At 39.6% G+C, this 17,929-nt stretch carries 16 protein-coding genes; 10 read left to right on the forward strand and 6 right to left on the reverse strand.

All coding sequences use genetic code 11. The features are described from left to right. Positions 1–96 precede the first annotated feature (96 nt). Both H4K35_RS06755 and corA read right to left on the reverse strand, forming a co-directional pair. Positions 97–828 (reverse strand): OmpA family protein, encoded by a 732-nt coding sequence (locus tag H4K35_RS06755; RefSeq protein ID WP_255492386.1) that lies wholly within the window; start codon positions 826–828, stop codon positions 97–99. Between the two features lie 707 nt (positions 829–1,535). Further along, on the reverse strand, positions 1,536–2,624 hold the full coding sequence (gene corA / locus H4K35_RS06760; protein ID WP_182626626.1) for a magnesium/cobalt transporter CorA: 1,089 nt from the start codon (positions 2,622–2,624) through the stop codon (positions 1,536–1,538). 75 nt (positions 2,625–2,699) lie between these two features. Between corA and hutI the strand changes: the two genes are divergently transcribed. The 3 genes from hutI to H4K35_RS06775 are packed head-to-tail and all read left to right on the forward strand — an operon-like array spanning position 2,700 to position 5,703. Beyond that, on the forward strand, positions 2,700–3,953 hold the full coding sequence (gene hutI, locus H4K35_RS06765) for an imidazolonepropionase (RefSeq protein ID WP_182626627.1): 1,254 nt from the start codon (positions 2,700–2,702) through the stop codon (positions 3,951–3,953). Positions 3,954–3,982: 29 nt separating this feature from the next. Beyond that, a complete protein-coding gene (locus H4K35_RS06770) occupies positions 3,983–5,029 on the forward strand; it encodes a formimidoylglutamase (protein ID WP_182626628.1) in 1,047 nt (348 codons plus the stop codon). Beyond that, a complete protein-coding gene (locus H4K35_RS06775) occupies positions 5,029–5,703 on the forward strand; it encodes a response regulator transcription factor (RefSeq protein WP_182626629.1) in 675 nt (224 codons plus the stop codon). The genes H4K35_RS06770 and H4K35_RS06775 overlap by 1 nt, the downstream gene beginning before the upstream one ends. 180 nt (positions 5,704–5,883) lie before the next feature. Here H4K35_RS06775 and aroC read toward each other — a convergent pair whose 3' ends face one another. The 3 genes from aroC to H4K35_RS06790 form a co-directional block, all read right to left on the reverse strand. After that, positions 5,884–6,969: a chorismate synthase gene (gene aroC, locus H4K35_RS06780; RefSeq protein ID WP_182626630.1), complete on the reverse strand. Its 1,086-nt coding sequence runs from the start codon at positions 6,967–6,969 to the stop codon at positions 5,884–5,886. 61 nt (positions 6,970–7,030) lie between these two features. Next, the gene (locus H4K35_RS06785; protein WP_182626631.1) at positions 7,031–7,573 is read right to left on the reverse strand and encodes a hypothetical protein; all 543 of its coding nucleotides are present in this window, start codon (positions 7,571–7,573) and stop codon (positions 7,031–7,033) included. Positions 7,574–7,579: 6 nt separating this feature from the next. Then, on the reverse strand, positions 7,580–8,629 hold the full coding sequence (locus H4K35_RS06790) for an AI-2E family transporter (protein ID WP_182626632.1): 1,050 nt from the start codon (positions 8,627–8,629) through the stop codon (positions 7,580–7,582). Positions 8,630–8,792: 163 nt separating this feature from the next. Between H4K35_RS06790 and H4K35_RS06795 the strand changes: the two genes are divergently transcribed. Further along, on the forward strand, positions 8,793–9,872 hold the full coding sequence (locus tag H4K35_RS06795; RefSeq protein WP_182626633.1) for a peptide-N-glycosidase F-related protein: 1,080 nt from the start codon (positions 8,793–8,795) through the stop codon (positions 9,870–9,872). A gap of 321 nt (positions 9,873–10,193) precedes the next feature. Here H4K35_RS06795 and glmM read toward each other — a convergent pair whose 3' ends face one another. After that, the gene (glmM, locus tag H4K35_RS06800) at positions 10,194–11,582 is read right to left on the reverse strand and encodes a phosphoglucosamine mutase (RefSeq protein ID WP_182626634.1); all 1,389 of its coding nucleotides are present in this window, start codon (positions 11,580–11,582) and stop codon (positions 10,194–10,196) included. Between the two features lie 104 nt (positions 11,583–11,686). On the opposite strand from glmM, the gene H4K35_RS06805 reads away from it, so the two are divergent. The 6 genes from H4K35_RS06805 (at position 11,687) to H4K35_RS06830 (ending at position 17,920) form a co-directional block, all read left to right on the forward strand. Beyond that, positions 11,687–12,286: an ACP phosphodiesterase gene (locus tag H4K35_RS06805; protein WP_182626635.1), complete on the forward strand. Its 600-nt coding sequence runs from the start codon at positions 11,687–11,689 to the stop codon at positions 12,284–12,286. Positions 12,287–12,356: 70 nt separating this feature from the next. Then, positions 12,357–14,171, forward strand: a complete 1,815-nt coding sequence (locus tag H4K35_RS06810; protein WP_182626636.1) for a chloride channel protein — start codon at positions 12,357–12,359, stop codon at positions 14,169–14,171. Between the two features lie 640 nt (positions 14,172–14,811). Beyond that, on the forward strand, positions 14,812–15,189 hold the full coding sequence (locus H4K35_RS06815; protein WP_182626637.1) for a helix-turn-helix domain-containing protein: 378 nt from the start codon (positions 14,812–14,814) through the stop codon (positions 15,187–15,189). After that, on the forward strand, positions 15,190–16,017 hold the full coding sequence (locus H4K35_RS06820) for a serine O-acetyltransferase (RefSeq protein WP_182626711.1): 828 nt from the start codon (positions 15,190–15,192) through the stop codon (positions 16,015–16,017). A gap of 19 nt (positions 16,018–16,036) precedes the next feature. After that, the gene (cysK, locus tag H4K35_RS06825; protein ID WP_182626638.1) at positions 16,037–16,975 is read left to right on the forward strand and encodes a cysteine synthase A; all 939 of its coding nucleotides are present in this window, start codon (positions 16,037–16,039) and stop codon (positions 16,973–16,975) included. Between the two features lie 132 nt (positions 16,976–17,107). Continuing rightward, positions 17,108–17,920: a 5'-nucleotidase, lipoprotein e(P4) family gene (locus H4K35_RS06830; RefSeq protein WP_182626639.1), complete on the forward strand. Its 813-nt coding sequence runs from the start codon at positions 17,108–17,110 to the stop codon at positions 17,918–17,920. Positions 17,921–17,929 lie beyond the last annotated feature (9 nt).

Below are 17,929 nucleotides of genomic sequence, written 5' to 3' on the forward strand. Positions count from 1 at the left end.
AAAAATAAGAAAAACTCCGACATGATCGCCCTTTTTAGCCACCTAAATAAAGGATGTATCAAAAAAAAACTGACGACAAGCATCAGTTTTTTCGTATTACAATAGCAAGAAATCACATCTTCTAAAATCTTTTCCTGTTCCCACTGTACCCTCTCGGGTTGTAGCACTTTGAGAAAGGGCTACGACATCTTTGACTAATCGATTAGGGCTAATGCCGTTTTCAATTAAAAAGTCTATCACGCGTTGTGCTCTTCGATCGCCCATCCATGCATTGTATTTTCCGTTGGTTCTCGTTTCAACATAGGAGCGTATTACCACTGTTTTTGAAGTATTTACATTCATATACTTCAACAACTGATACGCAACTGCGCGATTTTCATCTGTAAAATATGAACTATTAAAATCGTATTGGATGTAAAACGGCAACAGCTCTTTAGCAGTAGAAGCCGATGCTTGGGCTTGTTTTCCCCCTGCGTCTTTGGATTGTTTTGTATACCCTAAGGCCTTGGTCAGTGTAAAGTTAATTTCTAAATCGTCCAGTATATTGCTAACCACAACCTCTGCAGAATTATATCCTTCAGCTGTACCCACAATCTTGTGTACGTTCTCAACACTTTTACTATTAATATCAAATGCTCCCTCTTGATCGACCATCATTTCGATAATCTTTTGCTCTTTATCATTGTAAAAGGCTACTCTTGCATCTGCTAGTACTTGATTTGTTTCCTTATTATAGAATTTTCCATGAATACTTTGGGCATAAAATTGTTGGGTACCCAACAGAGACAACCCCAAAGCTAAGAAATACACATTTTTCATATCACTCATTATTTTTTACTAATTTTGACGCTCTTATCCTCTTATGTCAGCTTTTAACATAAACAACTCAAATATAATTAAAAAAAGAATACATTTCTTTTTTATTTTTGATTATTAGACCGTCCCTACTCCTTCCAAGGTCAATCAATTTAATAAATAATCGCATTATCCCCCTTTTTTTATCTGGGAGAATAGCGTAACCTTATGCCAACAAAAAGAGTGTTTTTTTTAAAATTTCGCTAGGGTGTATTTTGTTTTTAAAACAGCTACTCGCCTAGTAATGGCCGTCGCTTGACTTTTTTAGCATAAATAAGTCTTCTTTATATATTTATCATATTTTTCGGTTATCCAAAAATCATTATAGATAAAAAATCAATTATTTTTAAAATAAAAACAATTTTAAAAATAATAATTCAAAAACAAACAATATTCTATTCGTTTTTTTTAACTATTCTCAGCAACTTTTACCATATCTTTAATTACTTTTTAAGAAAATAAATTAGTTCAACTAAAGAAGGTTATCTAAATTTGTTCGTGAATATGCTACAGCATAAGGAAATATGCGGGATTGGAGCAGAATACATCCAATTGCGACAGCCTTTTGCAGTAGTCCTAAAATTGAACGATATAAAGTTATATACTTTATCTACGTTATATGTTGTTTCCTATGCAAAAGCCCAACGAGAGTCGTTGGGCTTTTGTTCTATTTGACCTAGTTAAAACCAGCGTTTCCATTTGAAATATCCTATCATCGCGACCACGAGGATCAACATTCCCAGCAGCGTAATAAAATAGCCATCTTCTGTTTTGAGTTCAGGCATATTTTCGAAGTTCATTCCATAGACACCAACAATAAAGGTCAGTGGAATAAAGATCACGGATACGATGGTCAAAACCTTCATAATCTCATTCATTCGATTGCTTTGAGAGGAGAAGTAATAATTTGTTGCACTATCGAGCTTGTTGAGGTTGTACTCAATTTGATCTAAAATCTCAACGCTTTTATATTGGAGGCGATCGTAAAAAAGCAAGCTCTCTTTACTAATAATGGTGTGGTGGTTTGTTTTTTTATCGTGCAAGGTTCTCACGTTATTGAGGATTTCTCGCATGGGCATTACCGCACGTTTGATGTCGTTGAGCTCTTGGGTATATTCTTCGATTCCAATCAAAATGTCTTTGTGGTACTTGTTTCGGGCGTCTAACAAAATTTGTTCTACGTTGTCTTCAACCACATCCAAGGTAATAAAGAAGCTATCCATTAGGGAATCGATCAACAAATACAACAAATAGCCGGTATCGCGTTTGCGCACTTGGCCGATTTTTCCGCGTATGCGCTCTCGTATAATATGGAAAAATTCACCTCTTTTCTCTTGAAAGGACAAAAGCAGATTGGGTTGCAAAATAAAACTTATCTGTTCAATGTCTACGCTTTTTTGAAGCTCTTGGTAGGGCAATAGCGCTTTTAGACTAAAAAACAGGGTATCATCTAAATCTTCTACTCGCGTTCTGCGACCAAAGTTTAGAATTTCGGCCATGATATAGGATTGTATCTGAAAAAACGCTCCAATTTCTCTCAAAAGCTCAATATCGTGTAAACCGTGTAGATTAAACCATTTAATAGCTTCCGGGCTTGAATTTTTCAACACCTCTTCTATTTCCTTTAAACTGAGATCATTATACTCTTCAAAGTGATCTTCCGTATAAATAAACAGCTGCATGGAAATTGGCACATCGGGAAAAGAGCCAGAATATTCCAAAGTATTTGGCTGAAGTTTTCTTATTTTACTATATTTAACTCGTCTCACATTAGTAAATTTGTTTAAATATATAACATTTTTAAACCGTACTTTTATAGCAATCAAAAAAAATAAGTAAACACCATGAGAATTTTAATAAAAAACATAAAAGAATTACTTCAAACCAGAGCGGAACACGTAGAGCTGATTGCAGGGGAAGCGATGAAAGTGTTACCTAAAATAGAGGATGCTTTTTTATTAATTGAAGGCGAATACATTTTGGATTACGGCCAGATGGAAGCTTGTCCAGCAGTGGATGAATCCAATACCCAAGTAATTGATGCCCAAGGTTGTGTAGTTTTACCTACTTGGGTGGATAGCCATACCCATTTGGTCTATGCGGGCAATAGAACCTTAGAATTTGTCGATCGCATAAACGGATTGAGTTATGAAGAGATCTTCAATCGTGGAGGTGGTATTCTCAATTCGGCCAAAAAACTACAAGAAACAAGCGAGGAAGAACTATACGAACAATCAAAATACCGTGTAGAGGAAGTAATTGCTCAAGGAACGGGAGCGGTAGAAATAAAATCGGGTTATGGCTTAACGGTTGAATCAGAACTCAAAATGTTGCGTGTGATCAAGCGATTAAAAGAGCAGTATCCGATTGCAATCAAGGCTACATTCCTAGGCGCACATGCTTTCCCAAGCGAATACAAAGACAACCACAAAGGTTATATTGATTTGATTGTCAACGAAATGATTCCAGCTATAGCAAAAGAAAATCTAGCGGAATACATCGATGCTTTTTTAGAGACGGGTTATTTTTCTGTAGAAGAAACAACGCGTATTATGGAAGCGGGCAAACAATATGGTTTACGCGCGAAGATTCACGTGAATCAATTTACTGCGATTGACGGTATTGCTGCCTGTGTAAAACACGACGCCCTTTCGGTCGATCACTTGGAGATTGTCACGGATGCTGATATTGAGGTTTTAAAAAATAGCGGTACAATGCCTGTAGCCTTGCCTACTTGTTCGTTTTTCATTTCTATTCCCTACACCCCTGCTAGAAAAATGCTAGATGCGGGATTGCCTTTAGCGTTGGCCTCAGACTCCAACCCGGGTACAACTCCTTCAGGCAATATGAACTTTGTAGTGGCAACAGCATGTATTAAAATGAAGCTTACCCCAGAAGAGGCGATCAATGCGGCAACGATTAACGGAGCCTATGCGATGGGAGTGGGAGCAACACATGGCAGTATTACCAAGGGTAAAAAAGCCAGCGTGATCATTAGCAAACCGCTGCATTCTTTTTACGAAATACCGTATGCTTTTGGCAGTAACCCCATTGGAACGGTTATCTTAAATGGTCAAATTCAACCTTATAAAAATTAACACACAAGTACACCAAAAAACACTGGGACATGACAGAAGCTAAGCTTACATTTTTCACAAGAGATCGCCTCCTTGCCTTGACGAGTTTAAGAAATGGTGAGATCAAATTAGGAGAACGCATTCACCTGATTCAAAATACATCAGATTGGGAGAAGGAACTCGCGCAAAACGAAAGTAAATACGTAGTGTTGGGAATTCCGGAAGACATCGGTGTAAAAGCGAATTTTGGTCGTCCTGGAGCTGCAACGGCTTGGGACAAATTCATTGCTACCTTTTTAAATATTCAGCACAATCGCTTCAACAAAGGGTATTGGGTTACCGTTTTGGGTCATCTTGACTTTGGCGCTGAGATGGAAGAAGCCCAACACTTGGATCCCGCAAATAAAGCAGATCGCAAGCGCTTATTCGAATTGGTTCAGCTTCTGGATAAGGAAGTCTCTCATTTGATTGCGAAGATTGTAAAAGCAAATAAAATTCCCATTGTCATTGGCGGCGGACACAACAATGCCTATGGAAATATCAAGGGAACTGCCTTGGCCAAAGGAAAAGCCATCAACGCCATCAACTTTGACGCACACACTGATTTTAGACCGCTAGAAGGCAGACACAGTGGCAACGGTTTTTCCTATGCTTTTGAAGAGGGATTCCTGAAGAACTACTTCATTTTTGGCCTACACGAAAACTATACCTCTAAAGGTATTTTTAGCGCGATTAAGCTGCATGCCGATCGCGTGAAATACAATACATACGAACAAATAAACATCAGAAAAGACAAATCGTTTAGCAATGAATTGCTACTTGCTAAAAAACACATTGACAGTGGTTTTTACGGTATTGAGATCGACCTGGATGCGATTCCACAAATTGCCAGTAGTGCGATTACCCCTACGGGGTTCTCCGCAGAGCGAACTCGACAATTTCTGCATTTCTTTGCCGAATCGTCCAATGTGGCTTACTTACACATTTGCGAAGGAGCACCTACGCTTGATTATCCAACCAATAATCACCTCGTGGGCAAATTAATAGCGTATCTGGTTTCTGATTTTATGAAATCAAATTCAAATAACAATAAGTAGTGAATATATTATTAGTTGAAGACGACAAGCGAATTAGCGAATTCATAGTCAAAGGATTAGAAGAAAAAGGGATGCATGTACAATTGGCTTCATCGGGAGAGGAGGCCCGAAAGTACATACTTAATGGAGATTGGGATCTAATTCTCATGGACATTATGCTACCCGATATAGACGGGATTCAACTGACGAAGATGATTCGCTTTAAAAAGGATTATACACCTATCCTCATGCTTAGTGCATTGAGTGATACAACAGATAAAATAGACGCATTAGATGGGGGGGCGGATGACTATTTGACCAAGCCTTTTCACTTTAGTGAATTGCTCTCCCGAATCAATGCGTTGACGAGGCGAACCAAGTTCAACTACGAGAACAAAACGAAGTATTACCTCTGTGGGGATTTGCAGCTAGATCCGGAGAAACACGTAGTCACCCAAGCAGGGAAAATTATTGATTTATCCCCTAAAGAGTACAAGCTCTTGCTGTATCTCTTGGAAAACAAAGGACGCGTAATTTCGAGAACCCAGATTTTAGAACAAGTTTGGGGCATTCAATACGATACCAATACCAATGTAGTAGATGTTTATATCTCCTATATTCGAAATAAAATTGACGAGACCAAAGGCAAGTTAATTCACACCATCAAAGGGACAGGTTATATGCTTCAAGAATAGTTTTTTTTGTTATTTTGCTCTTTGCTCTCTGTTCTTTGCTCTCTGTTCTTTGCTCTTTGTTCTTTGCTCTTTGTTCTTTGCTCTTTGTTCTTTGCTCTTTGTTCTTTGTCTTGTTTTTTTCAATTCGTCAAGCTTTAGCGTAAGCAAACCTCACGAAGAGCAAAGCACAAACCTCACAAATTACAACTTCTGAAAGTTTTTCCATCCGGCTTTGCCGTATTGTTCGATTACTAAGTCCAAAAGGGTTAAGGCCGTCATCGCTTCAACAATAGGCACGGCTCTTGGCAACACACAGGCGTCGTGGCGTCCTCTTCCTTGAACGGTTACAACTTCGTGCTTGGCGTTGATGGATTGTTGGTCTTTCATAATAGTTGCCGTTGGTTTAAAGGCGACGTTAAAGTAGATATCCATTCCATTGCTAATACCGCCGACAATCCCCCCTGCGTGATTGGTTTGTGTGGTTCCATCTGGCAAAATCAAATCGTTGTGTTGACTTCCTCTAGTTGTAGTGCCTGCAAATCCACTGCCGAACTCCACTCCTTTTACAGCATTGATACTCAACATAGCTTGAGCTAAAAGAGCGTCTAATTTATCAAATACAGGCGCACCTAATCCAACGGGTACCTGTTGAACAACGCAGCTAATGACACCTCCAATAGAATCGCCTTCCTTCTTTACTTGTCGGATTAACTCCTCCATAGCTTGTGCAACTTGTGGGTCTGGGCAGCGCACAGCATTGGACTCAATCGCTTGAAAATCTAGAGCTGTATATGGTTTTTCCACGCGAATATCCCCTACTGCTGACACATAGGCGGTAATCTTTACTCGTCCTAAGATCTGTTTGGCAATTGCACCACCCACCACGCGACATGCAGTTTCTCGAGCGGAACTTCTCCCCCCTCCTCTATAGTCGCGAATCTCATACTTCTTATCGTACACATAATCGGCATGACTAGGTCGATAGGCCGCTTTGATATGGTCGTAGTCCTGCGATTTTGAATTAGTATTGGCTAGAGTGAAACCAATAGGCGTACCCGTTGTTTTTCCTTCAAAAATACCCGATAAAAACTTCACTTCATCGGCTTCTTTGCGTTGGGTTACCAAGGTAGATTGTCCGGGTTTTCTCCTATCCAACTCCTGTTGAATAGCTTGCATATCCAAAACCACACCCGAAGGACATCCATCGATGATGCCTCCTAATGCCTCTCCATGGGATTCCCCAAAGGTTGTTAAGCTAAAGTATTTGCCAAAGGTATTTCCACTCATAGTCTCGCTGTTTCATTTGATTGCAAAAACAAAGATAGTTCAATCCAATCGTTTCTGCTTTTTATTTGGTTAAAATCAGTCGTTGTCGTTCTACATAATCTGCAATAAGTGGTACATATTGCTCAAATAAAGGTAAGCGATGGGAATCCTCTATATACATTATCTCACTATTGATGCATTGATACGGATTTAACACCTGTAAGTTTAAGGTTTCATCTTGCTTTCCAATCAGAAGAAAGGCATCTTCTGGAGCGGAAATATCAAGTAAGCTATTTTTCAAATTGGCTGTAAAGACTAACGCTTTGTTCAGTCGATGTTCATAGTTCAACAAAGGGCTCAACAAAACAAGAATAGTTTGAAGCCCGAGTGCCTTGCGTTTTTCCTTCCATTGATACGCAAAATTAGCCCCTGTTGAATCACCGATAAGAAGTAGCGGTTCTTCTGGTCCAACTGTCTGCTGTCCTTGATTCAGCCAGGTATTGAAATCAGTATCAGGTGTCCATTCTAAACAACTCGCTTGATAGGTAATGAATTGCTTTTCTAACAATATATACTTTCTTGATTCCTTATTTGAACCGTAACCATGAATATAAATAAGCTGCATGATATTCTATTTTTCAATTATTTTAACCGAATCTATTCCTACAAATTCTCGGTAGTAAATTTTAATCAGCCACATGAACAAAGAAAACAAGATAGGACCAAAAATAATACCGATAAATCCGAAAATATTCACTCCGACAACGACGCCAAAGATGGTAATTAACGGATGGACATCAGCCATTTTCTTTTGCAGTAAAAATCGGATTAAATTATCTGAAGTCCCCACAACCACAAGGCAGTAGATTCCCAAGCCAATGGCACTTCCTTGCTGTCCGTTGGCCAACATCATCAATACCAAGGGAATGTATATAATCGCTGCCCCGACAACGGGTAGTAAAGAGGCAAAAGCCGTAAGGATGAAAAACACAAAGGCGTCTTCTACCCCGAATATCAAATAGCCAACAAAAGCTACAATTCCCTGAATAATAGCCGTTAACGGCACTCCCACACTATTAGAAACCACCAGGCGCTTCATATCCACCTTCATTTCGTCTATATTGCTCGCCTTCATCGGCAGGTATTCAGTTACCCAATGTTGTATCAGTTTGTATTCTTTCAGCAAAAAGTACAGCATTAAGTAGGCAACTGCAATTTCGACAACGCTATTCACTGACGTATTGACGATAGTCTGAAAAGCCTCTGTTCCAATTTCAGTTGCTTTGCTAATTGTATTTTCGTTAAAAATATCAATGTTGTAATTCTCTCTTAGGCTGCGAACCGTAGATTCAATCCCCTCTTGAATCTTGTCTTTGTCTTGCAGGACGACAAGTACTTTTTTGGTTAGGGTTTGCACTAATAGATACAAAGGGGCTAGCACGAGTAAACTGCTGCCCAACATCAAAACCACAATAGACAAGCTTTGGTTCCAGCCTTTTTTTTGCGTCATCCATCGATAGGGTGACAATAGCAAGACAAATAAGCACAAGGCTCCCAAAAAACCGGGGAGAAAGAACACCAAGTTACTCGCTAAGAGATAAAAGACAAAACAGATTAAAAGTAAAAATCCTATTTGTATTAAAATAGAATTGGGAATCAAGCGTTTTGGGTCAGCTGCCATAAAGAAGTAATTTAAACGTACCCTTAAATTTATAAAAAAAATACATAGGTCGTCCTCCCTGTGCAAGAAACATTTTGTCTCCTTAAATAATAGCTGTCTCACTTTGTTGTTTTTACTTTTTTTTAACTATATTCACATTTCTATAACATTTAAAAAAAACACAATGAGCAAACGATTTTTAGCCCCTTATTTTTTAATCTGCGGCTTACTTTTAGGATTTACAGCTTGTTCTTCAGACGATAGCGAGGATCCAATAGTAGAGGACAACAACAGAACTGTAGAGCCTGGAGAGGAAGAAGAAACAATCAAAGAAGGGACCTTCAATTTCAAAACCTTTAAAGATGTCAAAGTAGGTTTTGGCGATGGTTTATCCCAAAGCGCAGAGGGAACATTTAGTTTTCCTACGGATATTGAAAAAGTAAAAACGATTAAAATGTACGTACAAAATCCATGTCCGAATAAAGAATGTGATGAATGGGATCGCTTTGCCAATATCTATGTAAAGAACAAATCCACGAATGAGTGGTACGAAATTGGTCGTTTTATCACGCCATATTGGGTTGGATCGGAAAAATTGGAAAGAGGATGGGAATTTGATGTTACAGATTTCAAGTCCCTATTAACAGGAGATGCAGAAATAAAGATATATACAGAAACATGGTTAGCTAAGGGACGTGTATACAGCGTTGATTTTGATTTCATCTATGGAAAGACAGCTTACAAATACAGTGCTGTAACCCCTTTATACCAATACAACCAATCGTCTATAGATGGAGTTCCTTATGGAACGGCGACAACGACAGACCTATCGAGAGAAATTGCGTTTCCTAAAAACGTGGATTTAGCTTATTTTAGAACGACCATTTCAGGTTGGGGACATGCGACACCCAATGATGCAGGTGGAAGAGCTTGTGCAGAGTGGTGTTATAGAACCCATCACATACAACTGGATGGCACCAATGCTTTCGAACATTATATGGGGCCGATTGGATGTGCAGATAACCCAATCAACAATCAAGCACCAGGAAACTGGAAACCAGATCGCGCAGGTTGGTGTCCAGGCATGGTGGTTACTCCTTATATCAATCAGCTATCCGGTGATGTAAAAAACAAAACCGTGAAATTCAACTATGCACTAGAACCATGGACGGCCAATAATCCAGAAAACAAAGCCTACTATGCCATTTCTACGTATATTGTTGTGCACAGTAATACGCCGATTTCGGCAGCAATTGTTAATTAGTGAATGGTGAGTAGTGAGTAGTGAGTGGTGAGTAGTGAGTGGTGAGTAGTGAGTGGTGAGTAGTGAGTGGTGAGTAGTGAGTAGTGAGTAGTGAGTAGTGAATAGTGAGTAGTGAATGGTGAGTAGTGAATAGTGAGTGGTGACTACCACTTACCACTTACCACTTACCACTTACCACTTACCACTTACCACTTACCACTTACCACTTACCACTTACCACTTACCACTTACCTCTTACCTCTTACCTCTTACCTCTTACTACTTACCTCTTACTACTTACCTCTTACTACTTACCACTTACCACCATTCACCAATCTACAGTTAAATTCCAGCAATCACGCGCAATTCTTCCATCATACGAGCGGCTAAGCCGTCAGCTTCTTCTTGAGTAGGAGCTTCCGTATAGATGCGAATAATCGGTTCTGTATTTGATTTTCTCAGATGTACCCAACTCGTTGGAAAGTCTATTTTCACCCCATCGATAGTGGTAACCTCTTGATTTTTATAGTTTTCAGCAATTAGTTCTAAAATCATATCGACATTTAGTTTAGGTGTCAATTCGATTTTATTTTTGCTCATATAGTACTGCGGATAGGTTGCTCTCAATTCTGCCACCGTAAGCGTTTGATTCGCTAAATGAGTTAAGAAGAGCGCTACTCCAACTAAGGCATCGCGTCCATAGTGAATTTCAGGATAAATAATTCCTCCATTTCCTTCACCGCCAATTACAGCATTTGTCGCTTTCATCAGTTCTACGACATTCACCTCACCTACTGCTGCTGCTTGATAGTTTCCTCCTCTATTTAGGGTTACATCTCTCAAGGCACGAGAAGACGACAAATTAGAAACGGTGTTACCTGGAGTTTTACTCAATACGTAATCCGCTACGGCAACCAGGGTATATTCTTCCCCGAACATTTCACCGTCATTTGAGATAAACGCCAAGCGATCTACATCGGGATCCACGACAATACCTAAATCTGCTTTTTCTTCTTTTACTAAAGCGCAAATATCGTGTAAGTGTTCTTTTAATGGCTCTGGGTTGTGTGGAAAATGCCCCGTTGGATCACAATACAGTTCCACTACTTCTACACCTAATTTTCTCAATAAAGCGGGTATAATCACACCCCCTGAGGAGTTTACACCATCGACAACAACCTTAAACTGGCGTTTCTTAATTGCTTCTACATCGACTAATTTTAGTTTTAAAATTTCCTCAATGTGAATATCCATATAGTCTGATTTAGGGGTAATCGTTCCTAAACGGTCCACTTCCGCAAAAATAAAAGCGTCTTTTTCTGCTATTTCTAAGATTTCTTCCCCTTCAGCGCCACTTAAAAACTCCCCTTTTGCGTTGAGTAATTTTAAGGCATTCCACTGTTTTGGATTATGAGAAGCTGTTAAAATGATTCCCCCGTCTGCTTGTTCCATAGGAACGGCAATTTCTACAGTTGGCGTGGTCGACAATCCTAAGTCAACGACATCAATACCCAATCCTACCAAAGTGTAAACCACTAAGTTATGGATCATAGGCCCTGATATACGAGCATCGCGTCCAATTACTACTTTTACTTGTTCTTTTGCTGCTTGGTTTTTAATGAATGTCCCATAAGCCGAAGCGAATTTGACAGCATCTACTGGTGTTAGATTAAATCCTACTTTTCCTCCAATCGTACCTCTTATCCCAGAAATTGATTTGATCAATGTCATAGTTTGTTTTTTTAATTCTTCTACAACAAATATAAAACAATTCAATTGCTTATACTTTGAAATACTAAACTAAAAAAGCGTAAATTTGAAGGTAAAGCACAAAAATGAATTTTTTAGCACATGTATACTTATCGGGGGCGGATCAGGAGAAAGCGATTGGCAATTTCATAGCAGATAGCGTTCGGGGCAAACAGTACGTAGACTATCCAAAGGGCATTCAACACGGCATACTCTTGCATCGTGAAATAGATACCTTTACCGATACGCATGCCATTTGGCGTCAGAATAAGAAACTGCTCGTTCCGACCTACAACCACTATGCTGCTGTCATCATTGATATGTATTACGATCATTTTCTCGCCAAGAATTGGTTAGATTATCACGAGGTTCCCCTTGAGGAGTACGCGGCTAGGTTTTATGCGCTATTAGAAGATAACGTTGCTCTTTTACCCGCTAAAGTTCAAAATTTCTTGCCGATTATGATTCGGGAGAATTGGTTTACTTGTTATGAAACCGTCGATGGTTTGGGGTATATCCTTCAACAAATGGACCGCAGGACTAAGGGGATTTCGAAAATGTCCAGGGCTACGACAGAACTCCTTTTGTACTACGACATCATGGAGGCAGACTTTATTCGATTTTTCAAAGAATTAGAAGCCCATGTTTCATTCATTCAAGATTCACCACGTTTTACTGCTATTTAACCGCTTTTTAGCACAAAAAAATATTTAAAACCACCCCTATTTGTATGACTATTTAGGCTATTTTTGCAAGATGAAAATTTGGAGTAAAAAACGTATTGCGTTCTATTTTAAGCAAACCTTTCGGTATGCAGAAGGTATTTTATTTTTTTTAAAGTCGGTCCTTTCAGATCGCCAATTTTTGTATTTATCTTGTGTTTTGGTAGGTGCGTCCAGTGCCCTTGCCGTAACGGTATTGAAGTCCTTTGCCCATGCGGTTTTCCAATTTGCCACCTATATTGACAACATTTCTCATTTGCCCTATACCAATAGTATATTGCCCATTATTGGGATTTTACTCACGGTATTTGTGGTGCGCAAATTTTTAAATGGCAGCATTGAAAAAGGGACATACCAAATTATGATTGCCGTTGCCAAGCGCTCGGGAATCATGCCCAAAAAGCAGATGTACTCCCAAATCGTTACCAGTTCCTTAACGGTAGGTATGGGAGGATCATTGGGATTAGAATCTCCCATTGCTATTACTGGGGCGGCCTTTGGGTCTAATTTTGCACAAAACTACAAGCTCAGCTATAAAGACCGCATTCTACTCCTAGGCTGTGGGGTTGCCGCGGGTATATCTGCGGCTTTTAATGCACCCATTGCCGGTGTGCTCTTCGCCATTGAAATTGTCTTAGCAGATATTACTGTTTCTGCTTTTATTCCGATTATGATTGCTTCCGCAACGGGAACCATTGTTACGGACCTCATTATCAAAGAAGACATCCTACTTTCCTTCAAAAAACAACTCGTTTTCGACACCTTCAATACAGGTTATTACGTGGTGTTGGGAATATTGGCAGGTTTTTTCTGTGTTTATCACGCCCGTATGTTTAGACGAACAGAAGCCTATATCTCCAAATTCACCAATCACGTCTATAAACGGGCCTTGATTGGGGCAACGATGTTAGCCGTTTTAATCTTTCTATTCCCCACTCTATTTGGAGAAGGATACGAAAGCATCAAAATACTCGCTGGAGATCACCCAGAAACCATCCTCAACAATACACTGTTGCGAAATTTTTCAACCAATGAATGGGTGTTATTGCTCTTCGTAGCCGGTGCAGCTTTAGTAAAAACCTTTGCCGTGGGATTAACCATGGGAAGTGGTGGTAATGGAGGTAATTTTGCCCCTTCCCTCTTTGTGGGTTCCTACCTCGGCTTTACCTTGGCCAAATTCTTCTCTCTCCTTGGAGTAAAAGATATCCCCATTCACAATTTTACCGTTGTCGGTATGGCAGGGGTGATCAGTGGATTGTTTCACGCACCGCTGACGGGAATTTTCTTAATTGCAGAAATAACAGGAGGATACGGACTAATGGTTCCCCTGCTCATTGTGTCATCCATTAGCTTTGCCATTGCCAAAAACATGGAGAAATATTCCATGGACATTAAATCCATTGCCGAAACAGGCATGGTTTTCACCTCAGACAAGGATTCCAATATTTTATCGACCATTAATGTACACGACTTTATTCGCAACGACATTCACTTACTAAAATCCACACAGACCACTCAGGATGCTGTGACCATTTTTACTCAAACCCAACAGGAGTTTATTCCGGTAATTAAGGAGGATCAAACCCTAGTAGGAGTGATTAACCTCAATCACGTTCGTCCCGTTGTATTTAGTTCGTTTCAGACCAAATATACCCCCCTTTCCGACCTGATTGAAGAAGCAATCACGGTGTCTTATGCCGATAGTACCAAGCATATGGTTCAGCTGTTTGACTTGAAAAAAGCGGATTTTTTATTGGTACAACAAGATCAGCAATACGTGGGCTATATCCTGAAATCGGATATTTTAGAAGCCTATAGAAACAATCTAAAATCACTGTCGATCAATTAGGCAGAAGCACTAGCAGAAGACTAAGACAAAAAGGCAGTGGAAATTCCCATACGATCAAACGCAAAAGCAACGGTTGGGGACTAAATAATAAAGTGCTTCTGCGCGATTCGTAAAGGTTATAAGGTTGTATGACTTACAGTACATACGAAGAAGTTCGAATACTTACCTTTTTTATGAGGTAGTAAAATAATAGAGAGTGCCTTTAGAAGGGCACTCTCTGGTATCATAGTATCTTTGTATCTGTTACTTTCCCATTTGAAATAGAACAACAAAACAACAAAACCAAATTCCTTACAAGTAGCCGCTCAAAAGAAATCTTAAAATAAATCTATTTCAAAACAAACACACAAAGAACTATTCATTCTTTATGAGAACTAGAACCTAGCTCTCACACTTTCTTAAACCAGAGATACTGATTAATTTAGTGAATCGCTCTAGCCTCCCCTTCTTTTTTAACAATTATTATCCCAAAAAGATACCCTTTATTCTCAATGAGTATATTTATACTACTAATAAATCTATATTTTGTCACATTTAGTGGAAATATATACTAAAATAACGTTAAGCTATTTGTGCGTTCTATGCTTTTTATTACATTAGCTTTCCCAAAAGGAAGTAACTTTCATTAAAGAAACCAAAGATGTCTACCCTTATACATTTGGAAAACATTCAACATACGCTAAACAGCATTAACGGAAAATGGCGTATTCCGCTTTTAACGGTGCTCTTTCAACAAGATCGCGCTCGTTATTCTACCTTGCAACAACAGCTACCTAAAATTGGCAGTAAAATGCTGACCAGTGAACTAAAGGCGTTAGAGCAACTACACCTCATAGAGCGCATCATTACGGAAACACCAGTACTTATTGAGTATAAATTGAGTGAGAAGGGGCGGTCTTTGCTCCCCGTACTAGAGGCACTGGCGCAATGGGGAGAGCGCGAAAGGCCGAGAAAGGCGGCGAAATTAACCCAACAAAACAAACACGAGATCAATCATTTCTTAACTATAAGCATCTAAATCGACATGAATTTTATTCAAGAATTAGTATATAAAAACGAAAGTACCACTGCTTTTTTAGATAAAAAGAGGATGGAAAACTTCACTGATACGCTTTTTCACTTTTTGTTTCAATTAGAAGACAAGCGTTATCACTCCGAGCAGGCGATTAATATCAGGCTCAATACGCTAAAGAATGAATTGGTTTCCATTCTGTTTAGCATCAACAATAACGAAGAGCGATCGCTTCAGATTGCCGGTGATTTTTTTGATGCACTACCCTCGATTTACGCTTTGTTAAATACAGATGCGACGGCCATATTAGAAAATGACCCTGCAGCTACTTGTTTACAAGAGGTTCACATTGCCTATCCGGGATTTTATGCGATTGCTATTTATCGCTTTGCCCATCAATTACAGCAGCAGCAGGTGCGCCTATTACCGCGTATTTGGACGGAATATGCCCACAACAAAACGGGTATAGACATTCACCCTGCGGCGAGCATTGGTTCGCATTTTTGCATTGACCACGGAACAGGTATCGTAATTGGTGAAACCTGTATCATCGGCACCAATGTAAAGATATACCAAGGCGTAACTTTAGGCGCTATTTCTGTATCAAAAGACAAGGCGAATACACGTCGTCATCCTTATATTGAGGACAATGTTGTGATTTATTCCGGAGCAACTGTATTGGGTGGAGACACGATTATCGGTCACGATTCCGTGATTGGAGGAAATGTGTGGTTAACCAAAAGCGTAGCCCCCCACTCTATCATTTACAGCAAGAGTAAAGTCTATTCAAAATTCACGGAAAACTATCCAGAACCTATCAATTTTATTATATAACAGCCAAAAAAAAACGAATATGAAAGCAACGACAATTTTAGAAACAATCGGACGTACGCCTCATGTAAAGATCAACAAACTCTTTCCCTCCACGCATAAGGTATGGATCAAATTAGAAAAGCAAAATCCAGGCGGAAGTTTAAAAGATCGCATTGCCTTGGCGATGATTGAAGATGCGGAGGCCCAAGGCATCATCAATAAAAACACAACCATTATAGAGCCTACGTCTGGGAATACAGGTGTTGGATTAGCGATGGTATGTGCTGTAAAAGGCTACCAATTAATTTTGGTTATGCCAGAATCTATGAGTATTGAAAGGCGAAAATTGATGGCGGCATATGGGGCTAAATTCGTTCTTACGCCAAGAGAATTAGGAACCGCAGGTTCGGTTGCTAAGGCGACGGAATTGGCAGAGCAGATGGACAATGCATGGGTGCCCCAACAGTTCAACAATCACTCTAATCCGGAGATCCACCGCAAAACAACGGCCATGGAAATCATCAATGACTTTCCAGAGGGGATTGATTATTTGATCACCGGTGTAGGTACAGGGGGACATATTACGGGTGTTGCCGAAGTATTGAAAGAAAAGTTTCCCCACCTAAAAGTGTATGCCGTAGAGCCGAAGAACTCCCCTGTTTTAAGTGGCGGACAACCAGGTCCTCACCCTTTGCAGGGCATTGGTGCAGGTTTTGTACCCAAGGTAGTTAACACGGCTATTTTTGATGGAGTTATTACCATTGACAAAGAGGAGGCGTTTGACTATACGAATCGCATTGCTAAAGAAGAGGGAATTTTAGCAGGAATCTCAACGGGAACCTCTCTAGCTGCCATTGCAAAGCAACTACCGCAAATTGAGGAAGGCGCAACCATCCTTACCTTTAATTATGACACAGGAGAACGCTACTGGTCTGTCGACGATTTATTTGACGAAAAGGCAGCGGAATACAAAGAATAAACCCAGCAGAAAAAAACCTTTCACTTCGTTTGAAAGGTTTTTTTTTGTTGGTTTTGACCTTCTTTTATAGAAGAGCGGCTAATCTAATTTTATGTTGTATTTTTGTATCTTAATAAATAGTAAAACTAGATTATGTTAAAAAGAACTTTTCTTCTTGCAGGACTACTTGTTATAGCCTCGTGCAAAACAATTCCATCAAGTCAAGTTACTTCAACAAACAGCCCGTTACATCAAATCGAAGTAAACGGAAAATTATACGCTGCGGTTTTCCAACAAAATGCAGCGGAGTATCAAGCATTAGCAGCCCAGGCCTTTAATATTGCTACCTTGCGCCTTGATGAGCGCTTAGCACAACCTACAGACAAGCCGCTAGCCATTGTTACCGATATAGACGAAACCTTTTTAGACAACTCCCCTTATGCTGTGGAAATGGCGCGTCAGGGCAAAATATTTAGCGAAGAAACCTGGAATGAATGGACCTCAAAAGGAGAAGCTTTACCCCTATTAGGCAGTTTGGCGTTTTTCAACTACGCCGCATCAAAGGGAATTGAGGTTTACTACATCACCAATCGCACCCAAAATGACAAAGCAGGTACGTTGAAAAACTTAAAGCGATACAACTACCCTTTTGCCGATGAGCAACACCTCATTGTACGCACAACAGAATCTAGCAAAGAAACAAGACGCCAAAAATTAAGCGAAACGCATGAAATTGTGTTGCTGTTAGGTGATAATCTATCTGATTTCTCTACGGCATTTGACAAGAAAACACAAGAAGAGCGCTTGCAAAATGTAAAAAATAACCAAGCTTTGTTTGGCAAAAAATTCATTATTTTACCCAATACAGGCTATGGCGATTGGGAATCGGCTTTGTTTGAGTACAAGCGCGATTTGACAACAGAACAAAAAGACGACCTTTACAACCAAAGTGTAAAGGGCTTTTAATCCAACAAA

The sequence above is a fragment of the Myroides sp. NP-2 genome, assembly GCF_014145665.1.
Classification (GTDB): Bacteria; Bacteroidota; Bacteroidia; order Flavobacteriales; family Flavobacteriaceae; genus Flavobacterium.

Coding starts and splice junctions, on each gene's coding strand:
- H4K35_RS06815 (WP_182626637.1), top strand. CDS start 14,812: ATGTCTACCCTTATACATTTGGAAAACATTCAACATACGCTAAACAGC.
- H4K35_RS06785 (WP_182626631.1), bottom strand. CDS start 7,573: ATGCAGCTTATTTATATTCATGGTTACGGTTCAAATAAGGAATCAAGA.
- aroC (WP_182626630.1), bottom strand. CDS start 6,969: ATGAGTGGAAATACCTTTGGCAAATACTTTAGCTTAACAACCTTTGGG.
- hutI (WP_182626627.1), top strand. CDS start 2,700: ATGAGAATTTTAATAAAAAACATAAAAGAATTACTTCAAACCAGAGCG.
- H4K35_RS06770 (WP_182626628.1), top strand. CDS start 3,983: ATGACAGAAGCTAAGCTTACATTTTTCACAAGAGATCGCCTCCTTGCC.
- H4K35_RS06830 (WP_182626639.1), top strand. CDS start 17,108: ATGTTAAAAAGAACTTTTCTTCTTGCAGGACTACTTGTTATAGCCTCG.
- H4K35_RS06755 (WP_255492386.1), bottom strand. CDS start 828: ATGAGTGATATGAAAAATGTGTATTTCTTAGCTTTGGGGTTGTCTCTG.
- cysK (WP_182626638.1), top strand. CDS start 16,037: ATGAAAGCAACGACAATTTTAGAAACAATCGGACGTACGCCTCATGTA.
- H4K35_RS06790 (WP_182626632.1), bottom strand. CDS start 8,629: ATGGCAGCTGACCCAAAACGCTTGATTCCCAATTCTATTTTAATACAA.
- H4K35_RS06795 (WP_182626633.1), top strand. CDS start 8,793: ATGAGCAAACGATTTTTAGCCCCTTATTTTTTAATCTGCGGCTTACTT.
- glmM (WP_182626634.1), bottom strand. CDS start 11,582: ATGACATTGATCAAATCAATTTCTGGGATAAGAGGTACGATTGGAGGA.
- H4K35_RS06810 (WP_182626636.1), top strand. CDS start 12,357: ATGAAAATTTGGAGTAAAAAACGTATTGCGTTCTATTTTAAGCAAACC.
- H4K35_RS06805 (WP_182626635.1), top strand. CDS start 11,687: ATGAATTTTTTAGCACATGTATACTTATCGGGGGCGGATCAGGAGAAA.